The sequence below is a fragment of the Microcoleus sp. ARI1-B5 genome, from assembly GCF_036705795.1.
Classification (GTDB): domain Bacteria; phylum Cyanobacteriota; class Cyanobacteriia; order Cyanobacteriales; family Microcoleaceae; genus Microcoleus.
In genome coordinates, this window is record NZ_JAUBVK010000012.1 from 180855 (window position 1) to 198303 (window position 17449).

The window sequence follows — 17449 nt, forward strand, 5'->3', positions numbered from 1 at the left end:
ACGTGACGGGAGCAGGTTGAAGACCAGGCGGTTAAAATTACGTGTTCCTCTTCAGTCCGCGGAGGCGGACTTCATTTGTGTAGACGCGGTTTCAACCGCCGTCTGCATCTCATCTTAAAAAAGTTGATTGCTAGCATCAGATTCCACAGACTGCGGAGATGCCGATTCTGCCGGTTGGCTGTTGAGATATTCGTCCATGTCGATGTAAAGCCGATCGTTCATTTCGACACCTACTTGCTTAGAAGGCGCGCTTTCGTTGAGTGAATTGGTGCTAGCCCGATCGCGCAAATTTAACAAGCGTGTTAATGTATCTCGCGCATCGCTGCCAGGTTTAACTGTAAATAACAACCCGTTGTTGGGCAACTCGCGGGCGCAGTCGCCCCCCGGACGGTTGGCAACACAAATTACTGGTTGCCGGTTGATAATTCCGGTTGTCAGGTATTTGAGCGCTCCCATTTTTTGATACTGTTGAAATCTGTCAGATACCTGTTGGCATCGGCGCTGAGCATCAAAGCCCGATTCCGAAAAACTATTAGAGACCCACTTGATTATTGTGACGTTGCCGCCTGCTCTTTGCAAAATAGTTGCTGGCTGACCTCCACTTTTGCCGCAGACGAAGCCTGTGGTTTGCGCAGAAGTCGGGATGCTAGCGACAATAGTCGTCACAAGTGCGATCGCTGATGCAGTAATCAGGGATAGCGGTGGCTGAATTTTCATGGGCAATTTTATTCCTTATTTATCGGATGAATTTGTTTGACCGAAATGATTGACCGAAATAATTGCTGATTCTGACAAGGTGAATATTCAATCAGTGCCACAAGTCGCAGCCGGTTTTCAAAAGGATAACTGACTCGCAGCAAACATCCTGATTCAACCTGCTATCGCTGTCCGCTGACTATCTTTAGTATATATGCCTGCTTCTTTGAATTATAAACCAAAACTTAGAAATCAAATTTAAAGATTTGACATCACAGGACTTACGCACCGGTGCCCATAAGAAACCCGGTTTCTCCGAGAAATCTTGGTTTGGTCTCGAAGTATCTACGAATAAACCGGGTTTCAGACTCTCGTCTGTAAGTCCTAATAAAATATCCTTCTCTGAGAAGCCCGCAGCACTTAAAGTGCTGCGAGACTCTGGGTATTCTATTTTTTTTAGAATAGGGGTTTGTCATCTTTAGGAGTTGGGGCATTAGGGACAGAGGGCGAGGATTCTGGCGCTGGTGTCGGCTCGCTACTCCCAGATGGGGGTCTAAAAAGGTCGTCAGGAGGAGTTGGTGTTGCTTCGGGGCTGGGCGCTTGCGGGCTGGGCGCTGCTTGGGGGACGGAACTTTCAATGTCTTTAATCTGACGATCGCATTCTGCTAAAAGAGCTTTCACTTTGTCAGCAACGAAGGAATCGGAACTAATGGCTTTGAGTTTGTCTGCTGCTTGAATCCACGCAGCTTTCTTTGTTGATAATTCGGTTTCTTTTGGTGCGTTGGCTGCGATCGCCTGTGCTTCTTCCAATTGTTTCATAGCTTGTTGTTCCCTACTCAAATGCGCTTCCATCGCCGTCAACTCGCTTTGATAGGAAGGTAACAACTTTTGGGCGTCGGGGTAAACTTTGGCCGTTGGCGGAATGCTTGATAGTTGGTCGATCGCACTTTTCATGCGATCGCGAGCCGTCTGCAACTCTTGGTCAGTTTGAGCATTTTGTCCCAAAACACGGGCGTCACCAGCCTGTTTGACCGCGCTGCTGTAACTTTCGTTAAAGGGTTTATCCGCAGCACAGTTATTGAGAGCGCCGCACAAAAAACCGATGCGAGGCGACTCCAGGGCGGCAACCCCACCGACTAAGAGCACAATTGGAGCGACAATTAGGGCGATCGTTTTCCATTGACTTGGATTGCGATCGGGCTTTCTAGGCTCGTATGGATTCCCTGGATATGGATTTGTAGGAAGTTGAGTTGGATCTTGTCCGGGATCGGAACTAATTTCAGTATTTGGTTCACCCATAATTTTTTCGAGAGCGTTTAATACATCTCTAGCTGACTGATAGCGATCGCTCGGTTTTTCCTGCAACATCTTGTTCAGTATCGCCGCCAGCTTGTCCCCGACATTCACGTGCGATCGCCATTCCCACTCCAGATTGTGATGATTCATCAAAGCATCGGGTTCCTTACCAGTCAAAAGGACGATCGCCGTCACAGCCAAAGCATAGAGATCGCTATTGGGGTAACACTTCCCGCTCCGCAACTGTTCAGATGGAGCATAAGCTCCTTTTCCCACCCGCGTTTGATTTGAATTAGCAGCACCCTGATTGCCACTTATAAGCTGTGTCTCAGCATATTTAACCACACCAAAATCAATCAGCACCGGTTTTTGTTTGCCATCTGGCAACATAATATTATCCGGCGAAATATCTCGGTGAATAATCTTTTCTCCGTGAATGTAGACAATCACTGGCAGCAGATCCCGCAGCCAGTGAACGATCTCATTTTCAGAAAAAATTTTACTTCGCCCTAAATTAGAATAAGTTTTACCATTCACAAATTCCTGCACAATAAACAAGCGTTCATTATCCTCAAACCAATCCAGAAACTCTGGGATTTGTCGGTGATTTAGCTTGCGTAAAGTTTCGGCTTCTTGCTCAAATAGTTGGCGAGCTTTTCGCAAAGCCTCCGGCTTGGTATTGCTCGGAGCAAACTCCTTGAGAACACAATTATTATTATTTTGTTTATCTAACGCTAAATAAGTGCGACCAAATCCACCTTGACCCAGAATTCGGTCAATTACGTAGCGTTGGTGTATCAAAGTTCCAGCCGATAGTTCGGGTATCACTATTTTCTAATCCTACTTCACAGAAACCTAGAGAAATTTCGTTTTTACACAAATCTCGATCCCCCTAAATCCCCCTTAAGAAGGGGGACTTCCAGAACTTTTCAATCTCTCCCCATCGAAGAGGGAATTTGACGCTCTTGCTCCCCCCTTAAAAAGGGGGGCTGGGGGGGATCGGGCATCATTTCTCGTTACCAAACGCAAACTTTTCAATCTCTCCCCATCAAAGAGGGAATTTGACGCTCTTGCTCCCCCCTTAAAAAGGGGGGCTGGGGGGGATCGGCATTTCTCGTTACCAAACGCAAAACTCCAAGAAACCCGGTTTCTCCCCATAGCATAACTACAAAAACCCTCAACCAACTGAAGTCAGCCGCGTACCGCACTTAGCACAGAATTTCGAGCTAGTAGGATTCTTGTGCCCGCAGCTAGTACAAAACACAAAATCTGGCTGAGGCAAAGTCTGTGGTTTAATTGGCGGTGTTGCAATACCACCGGGAGGATTAATCACAGTAGGATCGGTATAAATTCTGTCCAATCCAGTAGGTACTGGAGTTGGAATTGGCTGAGGAGGCGGTGGAGTTTGACCTGGCTCCGGCGCAGACAATTTGTAAGTTTGGATCACCTCTTGAATAATCTTGAGCTCTCGTTTATAAACTGGACTTTCATTTCCTCCTTCTTTGTCTAATTCAGTCGCCCGCGCGTCGAGATAAGCTTTCAATTGGCTGAATAGCTGTTGTTTTTGCGGCACAGTTTCCGCCGCAGTCAGGATAGCCATCACCTGTTTTTGAATCTCTTCTTTGTCAGGACGACAGGCCACAACTTCCAAAAGTTGCACCGTTTCTTCCCAGCTAGACGCAAGATCGACATTCTCTTTACCACCAATCACATTTTCGATTGTGTAACGGATTACTTTTTCCTTCGTATTGCGGTTTTCTTCGCGTCGCAAAACATCTAATGCTCGTGCTTGCACGACCAATTTTAAAATTTTCTCATCTTCGGGAAAGATATCCCAAAAAGGCGCTTCCTTTTGAATGTGAACTGGGATAGGAGGATCTTTGCTTTCTCCCCGCGCTTTTGCCCGTTTTGCTTCGATCGATTGCCCTTTCCAATCTTGATAAGACTGCCGCAATTCCCGCATTCCCTCAATACAGCGCAGCGAAAAACCGCCGACTTCTTGTACAAAAATAATCCGGTGGCGTTCTGCTTCTCCCAAAGGGGTAATTGCATCGCTGCTACCCACCCGTTCTTTGATCAAAGGAATTAATTTGATTGCCGCTGCTTCGGTGGCGTTACGTCCGCCAACGATAGCCGCCTTAGTGTTGAGTGCTGGCATAAAGCCTGAACTCAACAGTATCGCATCGGAAAGCAAAATTAGGGGTTTAGATTTGTTGTAGGCGATCGCCAATTGATTGCGGATATCTGTTTCATCATTTTTAAACGCTTTGAACAGTCCGTCGCAGGCTGCCAAATCTCGTTTTAAGCGACTGCTATTAGGTGCGTTTGCTATTACCAACCGCGTTTTTTGATCGATAATTTCCTTGAAATCTGGATCTTGTACATCCTGCAACTGTGGCAAGTCAAACAGCCGCATCACCTCATCCGCATCCCGGTTTTGCTTCCACAGCGGACTAGCTTCTGCTAGCACTTGACTCGACAAATTGCTGCAAGTTCCGTCCATCCCCAATTCATACTTGCTTTTCGCACCTTCGGAAGCACCTGCTAATTGCTCGATCGTATCTCGGTACAAATCATTTAGCTGCTGGCGGTCAAACAATTTGATGCCGTTAATTACCAGCACATCCGCACTGCTTGCTTGTTGGTCTGCTGCTTTTTGAAAGTCATCGCGATTTTGGCGCAACTTTTGATTTAAGCGAGCCAAACGACTTTCCAATTCCGTCAAATGCTCTTGCAGCCTGATAATGACTTCCAATCCGAGCGATCGGCTTTTGCGCTGAATAATTGCGATCAAACTCCCCTCTAACCCGCTCAGAGCAGTAGCGCAATACTTTTCCATAGCGTCTTGTTTGCTCAAACCAAACTTCTCTAGATAATGGACAATATCTTCCAAACCTTTTTGGTATTGTTGCTGAAAACGAGCCTCATTTGGTTCCCAAATCTTTTCTCCTTCCCGGCGAAACTTCTCAACAGCATTCTCAAATATTTGTCGGACTGTTGCGATAAAAGCATCAGCAAATTTCGGCCCTTTGTTGCGGTCTTCCAGAATCGTGTAAAACTCGGATTCTAGGTTTTTTCGTCCTTCTTTAATAATGCGGTTGCGGTTATCGTACATTTTTTGCAAGTAATCGCCGTGCAGCCGCTCGTCTGGGCTCATTTCGCGCAGGTGATCGCCGCGATATTCCTCGACTTTCTTTTGTAAATAATTGACAAATTGCAGGATTTTACCCTTTTCTGAACCAAAAATACCCAACAATCCTTGTTGAGTGGATTGCAGTTTATTATCTGCATTAATTTCGTTGCGGATGCTGTTTACCCAGCCGGAAAGTTCTGCTAAATAAGACTTGTCGCCCGCAGCACTCAAGTCAGTCAACATTTCCATTTCGGTCAGCCGAATCCGCTTGAGGTCACTTTGTACCACCTCCAAAAGATTGGGAACTAATACCACAGATTCGTTCATCCACCAACTCACGAAATCAGCAGCTAGCCGATTGGATAAAGATGTGCGAATTTGGGCGATCGGAATTTCAATTGCTGACAGCCCAAAACTCATAAATTGTTTTGAATAGCTGCGTCCACTTGGATCTTGTTGAGCCCAAGAGCCTTTAATATTATCTCGGATCGATCGCTTGTGGGGAGCAAAATCCGAGGTCAAGTCCAGAAAAATATTCTGACCGATCATTTCCCGAATTTGGTCGAGGGGAAATTCAGTTTCACCGTTTTTAATTCCGACTAAATAAATGAAATCAAAAGCTGGTTTTTTATCGCGTATCTCATCGATCAAACCGCGACTGTACTTCACTGCATATTCTGTGCGGTAGTCGGAAAAATAGCTCAATTCCATCAAGGCTGCGTAGCCGTTAGCCACCACCCGATCGCCCACATTGATACCAGCAAAAGCATTAGGCATCGGTACAATGGCTGTAGTAGTTGCACTGGCTTGTCCTTGCAGCCACTTGCGGACAGCATAACCGATATCGATAATCATCCCGCTGCCGGTGCCACCAGAAATCGAGCCGGTGATAAACACGTTGACGGCATTACCGTTTACTTTGACGTTGTATTTGTCCAACATCCAATTGTCGTGACCTTTGACGCGATCGCACGCCGAGTTAAATGCTTGCTTAATCTTGTGATAGTTGTGAAAAAAAGCAAACCGGCCGCAGGCGCGAATTTGTCCGGCGCCCGCTTCCAAAGCCGTCATATTTCGCTCTAATTCATTAGGAAACCAATCTGCGATCCACGGGAAGTTGTCCATATTGGACATGATATTTTCAACTTCATTACCGCTGACTTTAGCAAAGTATTTCTCGTTGTCCTTAAACGGCGTTCCACCCGCACCAGGATTGTTTAGTTTGTATTCTTTATCTGTATCAATGACCAGAAAACTGATAATCGGAAAATTCTTCAAACTTCCGTAAGTTTCCTCAACTAAGCGCCGCACTCTTGCCAATACTTCATTACCCGTTCCTCCTACTCCGATTAGAATAGTAGGAACCATACTTTTTTCATCAACAGCAGCCATAAGACCCCTCCTTTTTGTTTTTAATTTAACCTTGGTATCAACTTAAGCCTCTAGTCCGCCAGGGACTTAAGTCCCTGGCTAATAGCGTAAGTCCTCTAAAGAGGACTAATGAGTTTAAAAGTCTTTTCCTCAGTCCTCTTTAGAGGACTTTAGCTTTGAGGCAGGGGTTTTAACCCCTGCCGGACTGCCGGACTAATGCTGGACTGCCGGACTAATGCTGGACTGCCGGACTAATGCTGGACTGCCGGACTAATGCTGGACTGCCGGACTAATGCCGGACTGCCGGACTAATGCCGGACTGCCGGACTAATGCTGGACTGCCGGACTAATGCTGGACTGCCGGACTAATGCTGGACTGCCGGACTAATGCTGGACTGCCGGACTAAAGTTAACAACCGTCACCAAAAATGGGCAAGCCAACTAATTTCCAAATAATACTAGGCGTACTTGCCGTCCAGAAAAACGCATTGCCCAATGCAGCCTGACCTGCTAAAGTCATGTTCATTTTCATAGTACCTTGAAACAACCACCGATCGAGCGGCATAATCAGCGTCCACATCAAAGCAATCCAAGCAGCACCCAACCAAAAAATTACCCATTTAATGTTACTATTCAGCTTAGGAAAGATTTTTTCGGTAAATGAAGTATTGAGGTTAACATCGGCACCGGAAATATATATTCCTCCTGTTTCTATAGTAGCCTGTTTGAGCGGCTCGAAACTTTTACCTCCGAAGGTAATGCCATTAATTTTAACTTTTTGAGCATTCGCTTCGATGACGGTTTGCCCAGAAAGCTCAATGCCTGCATCGCTAACAATGACAATTTCGCGACAGGTACTCGGCACGGTTTTAAAAGCGTTTAATGCCTGCCGGATGGGAACGTCAAGGCTGTCTTGCGGAGGTTCTGGTTGGATAGATTTCGGCAAATTGGGGTCTTGCAGAGCTCTGACTAATTCTGCTTCTACTTTTTTGGTATCTGAACTAAAGTTACTGGTTAAAGCTGGAGCTTTCCCACCGCCAATGCCAAAAACTTGAATTGTATTTGGGTTGGTGCTTAATTTAGAATTCATTTCTAGATAGGCTTTGACTGCTGCCACTTCTTGCTGCATAATTGTGCCGGGAGCATTGAAGGGCTGGGGCTGGTAGGTGCTGCCGCTAAGATCGAGGGCGATCGCAACTGCAATATTTGGTCTACCCAATCCTAATATGCCAAACAGTGCTGAGGCAATTAAACAGAAGCACAGCACAATTAACGGTCTCTGAAATAAAGGATGTTGCCACAGCGGGCGTTGATTTCTAATCACCGATCGACCTATAGTAGTTTTAACTTAATTGGCAAACTATTTAACAGCATCAAACTGATATTTAGACCCTGGAGGGCCGTCTTTACCTTCGACAGCTTTGACTAACGGAATCTCTTTGAAAAGGTTAAATTCCTTAGCCGTTCCCGATATTAGAGTTCCTGCGGTGAGAAACTTTACTGTTCCCTCGCGCGTCGGATTGCTGCTGATTGCTGCTGTTAAAGCTTGGGTGGCATCGAAAGCAGTTGCAGTGCGCCAACTGACTCGCCCTTGCCAAATTTCGGAGGCTTGTTTGGAAAAAGGATCGTCTTTTTCCCACCTCCAAGGAACTGCTAGGACTAAATCTTTAATCGCATCTGCTCCTTTGACTAAAGTAGTAGGATTGTAAAGTTCGCTGCCTCCCATTAATGCTAAAGGCGGTACTGTATCTTTGTTGGCTTGAGCGATCGCGATCGCCTGTTCTACTTGGTCTTTGCTCATCGCCATAAATACCACATTTGCTCCGGCTTTGCTGACCTCCGCCACAGCAGATTTAGCATCAAAAGTAGCACCTGCTTTGAGATCGACTTCTTTAACAATTTTGCCGCTAGCTTTTGGCACTTCGGCTACTAACAGTTCCTTGAGTTGCTTGCTGTAAACGCTGTCGGAATTGTAGAAAATTGCGATCGCAGCGGGCGAGTGATTTTTGTTAGCATAATTCGCGACTGTTTCCCCAAGTTTTTGGAGGTAAACACTCAGCATTTCATTGGTTTTTTCCAGCACCTTGGTCAATTTCAAGGTGGCTTTGTTGGCAGCATCGATGGAAACGCTGGAACTGACCGGCGAAATGGCCGCTAGTCCTGCGGTTTCATAGCTTTTGATCGCATCTTGAGAACTGCTGTCAATGCCGTGTCCCAAAACTCCCAATACGTTAGGAGAGTTAATTAAGTCTTGGGCGATAGACTGAGTTTTCCCAGCTTCGTCATTAACGATTACAATTTCTAATAACCGACCGGGAACAGTCGGACTTTTGTTGTATTGATCTTGATATAAAGCTGCCCCTCTCAGCACTTCCTTAGCTGCATCAGCGCTGGCACCGATGGGAACTACGACGGCGATTGTCAGGGGATTTCCTGTTTTTTGAGCCGTGGCATTGTTGAGGTAAACTTTAGTTTCGGGGTCGTTAGCGTCGGTTTTGGCTGCTGCTTGATATTTGGCGATCGCCTCATCCCAATTCTTGCCTACAAATGCCGCCGCCCCAGCTTGTTTCTCAGTATCAGCTTTGCCGCCTGCTAGCAGGATTTTTTCTCCTTGACTAATTAGCGCGGCGCTAACTGCTTTAGAGCTCAAGAGTTCTCCTGGTAAAGCAGCAGTTCCTGCAGTAGTAGATGTGCCTTCACCCGTTGTCACAACAGAAGGTTCTGGCGTTTTGCCACCTGAAAATGCTTTGTACAAACCAAATCCGCCACCGCCTACGACTAATACTGCTGCTGCAGGAATCAGAATTTTTTTGAGGTCAAACCCTCCTCCTCCTCCTCCTACTGGTCGAACCACAGCCTCTTTCGGCAAGCCACACGTAAAGCAGATTTCCCCCTCGTTGTTACTGGGCGGGTGGGGACTACTACTATATTGTTCTGGATTATGTTTGGGTACGCCATCGCAACTCCAATTCATTTTTGCTACCTTTCTTTTTTACCCTTTTGGGTATTGTACAGCTTGACATCTGTCTTGAGAAAGGTTAGCTGAGCACAATATCAAATCTTTAAAATAGGCCGAAGGGAATCGCCCCCTCGCCCCTGAGTTATTCCTCAAGACAATGGTCAGCTTGGTTAACAGCCCGCCTTAGGGTGAGGATGCGGTTGTGGGGTTTTTCGCGGCGGATGGCTGGATGGGGAACAGGAGTTTGTCAAGACTTGGGAGTCGGCGGCCCTGTTGGCGAAAAATGAAGGTGCGATCGCCACTTTGGGAGTCAAACCGAGTTATGCAGCCATTGGCTACATAATTTCTGCTAAATCCAACACAAAACCAGGGAGTACATCTTCCCCCAATAGAGTGGCAGGATTTTGGATTATTTCAACATCTTGACCGGGGCGATAAATTTCTACCCGCCGATTTTGCCTGTCAATTAACCAACCCAATCTCGCACCGTTATCTATGTATTCTTGCATTTTCTCTTGCAGCTTTTTCAACGAATCAGTCTTCGAGCGCAACTCGACAACAAAATCAGGACACAAAGGAGCAAAACTGTCTTTTTCTTCGGCTGTTAAAGCATCCCAGCGTTCTTTTTTGACCCAAGAGGCATCAGGAGAGCGATCGGCACCATTGGGAAGTGTAAAGCCTCCAGAAGAGTCGAATACAACTCCCAGTTTAGTTTCACGGTTCCAGACTCGGAGTTGAGATGTTAAATCGGCATTACGTAGGCTAGTTTCACTACCTGTCGGTGACATAATAATTAATTCCCCTGATGCTGTACGTTCAAATTGATAATCGCGGTTGTTCTGACAAAGCTCAAAAAATTGCTCGTCTGTTAAGTTGATGGATAATTCGATGGAGGTTGCAGTAGATTGGATTGCAATCATGTCTTTTATAGGGTTTGAAACACATTGAGAATCTGGTTTGTAATAACTTACTAATTCAAGTCTTTGACACAAGTGTTAAAGTCAATAAATTTAATTATAAAAATATCATGTCTGCTTTAACTGTATATTACCACGAGGATTAATGCCACGGCAAAAAACCGATCGCCCTCCCCCACACCCCAAAGTACGCGCGGCGCAGCTATACCTCGCGGGCCCAATCGCGCTCATTCCCGCTATTCCCTCGAAGTTATTCCTCAAGACAATGGTCAGCTTGGTTAACAGCGCTATCCTAGTAGTTATATAGCCCTTAAACCCGATCGACCCGGAGGCCACGTGTTCAGCCTAGTTCAAAACACTTCTCGCAAAGGAGAAATTCTAGAGGTCGTCTTCCGCAACGGTTGGGACTACATGAAAAGCCTCCTAACCGGCCGCAAAACCGACGCACCCAGTCTGCCAACTCCCGCAGTTCTCCGCAACATCCTCGTCGAATTAGGCCCAGTATTTGTCAAATTGGGGCAATTGCTGAGTACCCGTCCCGACCTTTTGCCGGCCGCCTACATCGAAACCCTCTCCACCCTACAAGCGGAAGTCCCGCCCGTACCGTGGTCGGAAGTAGAAGTTATCGTCCGCAAGGAACTCACGCAATCTCTCGAAGATACCTTCGCTAAATTTAACACTCAGGCGATCGCCGCAGGTTCGATCGCCCAAACCCACAAAGCCACCTTAAAAGACGGCCGCGAAGTCGCCCTCAAAGTTCAGCGCCCCGGTATCGATATTGTCATCGAACAAGACATCGCCGTGCTCCGAGGTTTGGCAGAACTTGTCATGCTCACAGACTTCGGTCAACAATACGATATTGTCGCCTTAGCCGAAGAATTTGCGATCGCCCTGCGTGCAGAACTAGACTTCATTCAAGAAGCCAACTACACCGACGAACTGCGCCGCAATTTATCTAAAAGTAAATGGTTTGACCCAACACAAGTTGTTTTGCCACAAATTAACTGGGAGTTGACCACAAAAAAACTCTTAGTAATGGAATGGCTCAACGGAGTGCCGATTTTGTTAGGCGACTTGCAAGGAATTCGCCAAAAAGGAGATATAAATGCCGAACGCGAAGAAATTACAACGCTGCTTTGTCGCGTTTTCTTCCAGCAGTTGTATATCGACGGGTTCTTTCACGCAGACCCCCATCCCGGCAATTTATTTTATCTCAAAGACGGCCGCATAGCCCTGCTCGACTGCGGCATGGTCGGCAGATTAGACCCGCGCACCCAGCAAAACTTGACAGAAATGTTGCTGGCAATTGTCGATTTAGACGCTCAGCGATGCACTCAATTAACCTTGGAAATGGCAGAATTTGCTCAACCTAAAAGCTTAGCTCTTCTTGAAAACGATTTGGCTCGAATGCTGCGCAAGTATTACAATGTCAGCTTGTCGCAAATGAACCTGTCGGAAATATTTTATGAAGTGCTGGAAATCACCCGCAAAAATAAAATTCGGCTGCCCAGCAATCTCGGTTTGTATGCAAAAACTCTAGCTAATTTGGAAGGACTGGCGCGCTCTTTCAATCCCAGATTCAATATTGTAGAGCAGGTCAAACCCCTGATGACCGATATGTTTCGGCGTCAGTTATTAGGAGACGATCCGGTGCAAGCTATGCTGAGAACAGCCCTGGATCTAAAAAGCTTATCTTTGCAATCTCCGCGACAGGTGGAAGTGCTTTTAGACCGGGTGACTTCCGAAACTTTGAAGTGGAACTTGACACTAAAAGAACTCGATCCGCTGCGCCGCACTGTGGGGGATGCTGCGAACCGACTTTCTTTTAGTATTGTCGTGGGTTCGCTGATTGTAGGGGCGGCAATTATTTCTTCTAACGCGCAAACTGCTCAGCTATCTTTTTTGAGCAACGGTTTGTTTGGCGCCGCGAGTTTTTTGGGCTTGTGGTTAGTTATTAGCATTATGCGATCCGGGCGTTTGCGGAGTTAATTGTACAATATCGGTATGCGTTGTGGAACAGGCATCTTGCCTGTTCTTGAGAATTGTGGAAGATGTAGAATATAGCCAAGTGCAACAACCGCATAAAGGTAGGCTATGTCACAGCATGATGCTTCTCTCCCAAAGTCGGCAATTAGAGACAACCGCCACCGCGGCACTGTGGGCGATTTTTTGAAAGCCAAGGTTGAGGAAAACTCAACCTTGTCAATTGTTTCTGCTTACTTTACAATTTATGCTTTTGATGCTTTGAAGGAACAACTTCTAAGTATTAAAAGCTTGAAATTTCTCTTTGGCGAACCGCGCTTCATCAAGTCTCTAGATCCCAGTAAAACTGATAAGAAGGCGTTCCAAATTGAGGATGAGGGCTTGCAGCTACAGCACCGGTTGGAGCAAAAGCGGGTTGCGAAAGAATGTGCAGAATGGATTGAAAAAAAAGTACAGATACGGTCGGTCAAGCAATCTAATTTACTGCACGGCAAAATGTATCACATTGCTCATAACGGAACTGAAAATGCTATTATGGGCAGTTCAAATTTTACCGTGCGGGGACTGGGATTAGGTACGAAATATAACAATATTGAACTCAATCTAGAAGTAGATAGTAAACGCGATACCCGCGACCTTAAAGCCTGGTTTGATGAACTCTGGAATGATGCCGAACTCCTAGAAGATGTCAAACAAGATGTGCTGCTGTACCTAGAGCAACTTTACCAGAATAATTCTCCTGAGTTTATCTACTACAAAACTCTGTTTCATATCTTCGAGACTTTTCTAGATGACCTAGAAAAAAGCGATCTTCTCAGCGAACAGCTACACCTATTTGATACAGAAATCTGGAAAGCTCTATTTGAATTTCAAAAAGACGGAGTTAAGGCAGCCATCAATAAAATCCGACGATATAACGGGTGTATTATTGCTGACAGTGTTGGTTTAGGTAAAACATTTGAAGCTCTAGCGGTTATTAAATATTTTGAACTTCGCAATGAAAAAGTGTTGGTTCTGTGTCCCAAAAAGCTCCGCGAGAATTGGACTGTATATCTAGCACAGAACAATAGCGATCTCAATCCTTTGGTTAAAGACCGCTTTAGCTATACAGTCCTATCTCACACCGACTTGAGTCGCGATTCCGGTAGGTCTGGGGACATTAATTTAGAAACGATTAATTGGGGCAACTATGACTTGGTAGTTATTGACGAATCCCACAATTTCCGCAACAACATCAAGAGTAAACGGGACGAATTTGGCAATCTAATTAGAAAGAGCCGTTACGAAAGGCTGATGGATGATATTATCAAGAGCGGTGTCAAAACTCAGGTGCTACTCTTATCAGCAACTCCGGTTAACAATGATTTAAAGGATTTGCGGAATCAACTTTATTTGATCGCAGAAGGTGGCGACGCTGCGTTTGGGGAATCGCTGGGAATTGCCAGTCTGCGCGATACACTAGCTGATGCTCAGGGGAAATTTACCAAGTGGGCCAAGAAAAGTCGCGATCGCAAAACTAGCGAACTGCTGGAAGAACTAAGTTCTGCTTTCTTCAAACTGCTTGACGAACTTACTATCGCACGCTCTCGCAAGCACATTCAAAAATACTATAAAGATGCGATCGCCCAATTAGGCGGCTTTCCAGAACGGCTCAAACCCATCTCCGTATTTCCTGAGATTGACCGAGAGGGTGAGTTCATGTCCTACGAACAGCTTAACAGCGAAATTTCTAAATATCAACTCTCGCTATTCAACCCTTCAAAATATGTCCTGTCCCCATACCGTTCGGTGTATGAAAATAAAGGAGTGCGAAATTTCAAACAGAGCGTTCGCGAACGCTGTTTGATCGGCATGATGAAAGTCAATTTCCTTAAACGCTTAGAAAGCTCCATCCGTTCCTTTGCGCTGACAATGGAGCGCACGATTAACAAAACTGAATATCTAGAGACAAAAATTAAAAATTTTAAGCAATTGCAGCAATCTCGCGACGCTAACCAGACAGTAACTTTCAGCGATTTGATGATTGAAGACTGGGACGATGAAGAGTTGCAAGATGCCATGCAAGTAGGTCAGAAGCTGATATTTCAAATGGCGCACCTCGATGTCGAAACCTGGTTAAAAGACCTGAAAAACGACAAGGAACAGCTTAAAAAAATTTACAATTCTGCCCAAAGCATTTCGGTTGAACGCGATGCCAAGCTGGCTGAGCTAAAAGAACTAATCGCCGAGAAAGTTAGGAATCCTACAACTAACAAGCAGGGCCAACCAAATCGCAAGGTTTTAGTCTTTACTGCTTTTGCAGATACGGCAGTCTATCTCTACGAAGGATTGCGGGAGTGGGCAACAGTAGAATTGAAAATTAACCTAGCTTTGGTGACTGGGGGATCGGCGGCAAATAAGACTACCTTTGGCAAAAACGAGTTCAATCACATCCTGACAAATTTTTCGCCTTTCGCCAAGAAACGCGCTCAAATTCCATTTATGCGGCAAGACGGCGAGATTGACCTATTAATTGCCACAGATTGTATTTCAGAAGGGCAAAATTTACAAGATTGCGATTATCTGATTAACTACGACATACACTGGAACCCAGTCCGGATTATCCAGCGGTTCGGCAGGTGCGATCGCATTGGCAGCCCCAACCACACGGTACAATTAATTAATTTTTGGCCGACAGAGGACTTGGATCAATACATCAATCTGAAAAATCGAGTAGAAGCACGGATGGCTTTAGCGGACATGGCTGGTACATTTGAAGATAACCTGCTGGAGGCCAAGGAAATTCAAGAACTGATTGAGAGTGATTTGAAATACCGCGACAAGCAGTTGCTGCGATTGAAAGACGAGGTGCTGGATATCGAAGATTTCACCGAGAGTGTAGCCCTCACAGAATTCACTCTCGATGATTTCCGAATGGAACTGGCCAAATACATTGAGAGCAACCGCAAACTACTGCAAGATGCCCCTTTAGGACTCTATGCAGTAGTTCCAACTAACTCGGAGTACCCGATAATTGCTCCCGGCGTAATTTTTTGCCTCAAACAGAAAGGCGATTCTCTTGATAATAAAACCGTCAACCCGCTGCAACCATACTTTTTAGTTTACGTTCGAGAAAATAAGGAAGTGCGATTAACTTTTGCTCAACCCAAACAAATACTTGAAATATACCGGTTGCTGTGCGCGGGGCGTACTGTTCCCTATGAAGAGTTGTGCAATTTGTTCGATCGACAAACTAATAACGGATTTGATATGAGTTTGTATAACGATTTACTGAAGCGGGCGGTTGATTCAATTGCAGGTATTTACAACAAGCGGCTCATCGGCAATCTGCTGTCTAGCCGCCGTGCAGTATTGGTTGAACAACCGCATCAGGTTAAAGCAACAACGGATTTTGAACTGATTACCTGGCTGGTGATTAAATGAGCGTCAGCGAACAACAAGCCAAAGCATCTATCAATCAAGCTTTAAGTAGTTTTACCAAGGGCCAACTTGCCGATAACGCCCGTAATTTGTTCTTTGCTCTTGGCTACCGCAGTGACAGAACGAGTCAATTTTATCCCAATACTTCGGATAACTTTATTGCGAGTTTTGACATAGATCGCAAGCTAAATTCCCAAAAAGCTCTCTTAGAGGAATGGCTGTCGGTTGATTTTCTCTTCCAGTTTACCGGGACAGAAATTGCCGATAATGACCAGTTTGTCGAATTTGATACTAGCAGTGGTGAGAGTGCCTTTTTTACTTCGTACTTGTTTTTCGCGATCGCACTGCGGAGGAGCGCGTACACTAACGAACAACTTGACGGGACTGTCCGCGAGATTAATAAAATTTTACGGATGCCCGCGATCGTTCTTTTTCAGCATGGAGAAACTCTGACTTTATCTATTGTCAACCGCCGCCAACACAAACGCAATGAATCTAAAGATGTATTAGGAAAAGTCAAACATATTAAAGATATCCCATTCGCCAGTCCGACAAACTCTCATTTAAAAATGCTCTTCGAGATTTTCTTGGCAGAGTTGCATAAGAATCACGGGTTTAGCAACTTTGACGAATTTCACGAAGCTTGGCATCAAACTATTCCTGACAGCATCAAATTTAAAAAAGATCCTCTGCGGCAAGATTCACTTCGCGCTTACCTGCAAGAAATCGGTCGACTTCCCATGCTAAAAGCTGAGGAAGAGATTGAAATAGCTCGGAAAATTGCTGAGTTAGAATTAGAAGGCTGCCCAAAAGCTAAAGACAAAATGGTAGTTTCTAACTTGCGGCTGGTAGTCTCAATCGCTAAAAAATATCAAAATAGAGGGCTGGATTTATTAGACTTGATTCAGGAGGGAAATCTCGGTTTAATCAGGGCCGCAGAAAAGTTTGATTGCACGAAGGGCTACAGGTTTTCCACCTATGCGACTTGCTGGATTCATCAGGCAATTACGCGGGCAATTTGCAACTATTCCCGCACCATCCGCCTGCCAGTTCACCTTTACGAAACCATCTCGCGGATTAAGAAAACTACCAAACTGCTTTCTCAAGAAATGGGCCGCAAGCCTACGGAAGAAGAAATCGCTACTAAAATGGAGAGGACAATTGCAAAATTGCGCTTTGTTAAATCTAAATCGGCTGTGTCTATCATTTCCTTAGATACTAGAATGGGTGAGGATGAAGGTTCTACATTGGGAGAGTTGATTGAATTTGATGGGGAAACACCAGAAGACCAAGTATCGAAAAATTTGCTCCGCAAAGATTTGGAAAGTGTTTTAGATACTCTCAGCCCTCGACAACGTGACGTTATTCGGATGCGATTCGGCTTGGATGACGGCCGCGAGAAGACTCTAGAGGAAATCGGCAATATATTTAATCTTACCCGCGAGCGGATTCGGCAAATTGAGATTAAGGCTTTGAACAAGTTGCGCGCTCCAAACCGCAACAGCATCTTAGAAGATTATATTCGCCCTACAGCAATTGACCAAATTGAGACAAAAAGACCGATCGCCAAACCGATGCAGCCAAGACGGTTCAACATTTCAGAAAACTTGTCTCGCAGCCATTGCGACACTTTCTTACAGGAGCCTGTTGATGATAAAATAGTTAAGACAGCTA

At 45.4% G+C, this 17449-nt stretch carries 8 protein-coding genes and 1 pseudogene; 3 read left to right on the top strand and 6 right to left on the bottom strand.

The window, feature by feature from the left end; translation table 11 throughout:
- Positions 1 to 114 precede the first annotated feature (114 nt).
- From QUB63_RS19000 to QUB63_RS19025, 6 genes are all read right to left on the bottom strand, one after another.
- On the bottom strand, positions 115 to 717 hold the full coding sequence (locus QUB63_RS19000; protein WP_332946825.1) for a COP23 domain-containing protein: 603 nt from the start codon (positions 715 to 717) through the stop codon (positions 115 to 117).
- Positions 718 to 1152: 435 nt separating this feature from the next.
- Complete coding sequence (locus tag QUB63_RS19005) at positions 1153 to 2820, bottom strand: protein kinase domain-containing protein (protein ID WP_332946826.1); 1668 nt, start codon at positions 2818 to 2820, stop codon at positions 1153 to 1155.
- A 349-nt stretch (positions 2821 to 3169) separates the two neighbouring features.
- On the bottom strand, positions 3170 to 6517 hold the full coding sequence (locus tag QUB63_RS19010; RefSeq protein WP_332946827.1) for a tubulin-like doman-containing protein: 3348 nt from the start codon (positions 6515 to 6517) through the stop codon (positions 3170 to 3172).
- A gap of 388 nt (positions 6518 to 6905) precedes the next feature.
- Complete coding sequence (locus tag QUB63_RS19015; RefSeq protein WP_332946828.1) at positions 6906 to 7820, bottom strand: VWA domain-containing protein; 915 nt, start codon at positions 7818 to 7820, stop codon at positions 6906 to 6908.
- Positions 7821 to 7856: 36 nt separating this feature from the next.
- Positions 7857 to 9350 carry an ABC transporter substrate-binding protein gene (locus QUB63_RS19020; protein ID WP_332946829.1) on the bottom strand — a complete coding sequence of 498 codons (1494 nt, stop codon included), beginning with the start codon at positions 9348 to 9350 and terminating at the stop codon, positions 7857 to 7859.
- 440 nt (positions 9351 to 9790) lie between these two features.
- Entirely contained in the window at positions 9791 to 10375 is a 585-nt protein-coding gene (locus QUB63_RS19025) for a Uma2 family endonuclease (RefSeq protein ID WP_332946830.1), read from the bottom strand.
- A gap of 333 nt (positions 10376 to 10708) precedes the next feature.
- On the opposite strand from QUB63_RS19025, the gene QUB63_RS19030 reads away from it, so the two are divergent.
- The 3 genes and pseudogenes from QUB63_RS19030 to QUB63_RS19040 form a co-directional block, all read left to right on the top strand.
- Positions 10709 to 12361 (top strand): ABC1 kinase family protein, encoded by a 1653-nt coding sequence (locus QUB63_RS19030; protein WP_332946831.1) that lies wholly within the window; start codon positions 10709 to 10711, stop codon positions 12359 to 12361.
- Between the two features lie 105 nt (positions 12362 to 12466).
- On the top strand, positions 12467 to 15778 hold the full coding sequence (locus QUB63_RS19035; protein ID WP_332946832.1) for a helicase-related protein: 3312 nt from the start codon (positions 12467 to 12469) through the stop codon (positions 15776 to 15778).
- A gap of 674 nt (positions 15779 to 16452) precedes the next feature.
- Positions 16453 to 17301 (top strand): annotated as a pseudogene (locus QUB63_RS19040) (sigma-70 family RNA polymerase sigma factor); the annotation flags it as partial.
- Positions 17302 to 17449 lie beyond the last annotated feature (148 nt).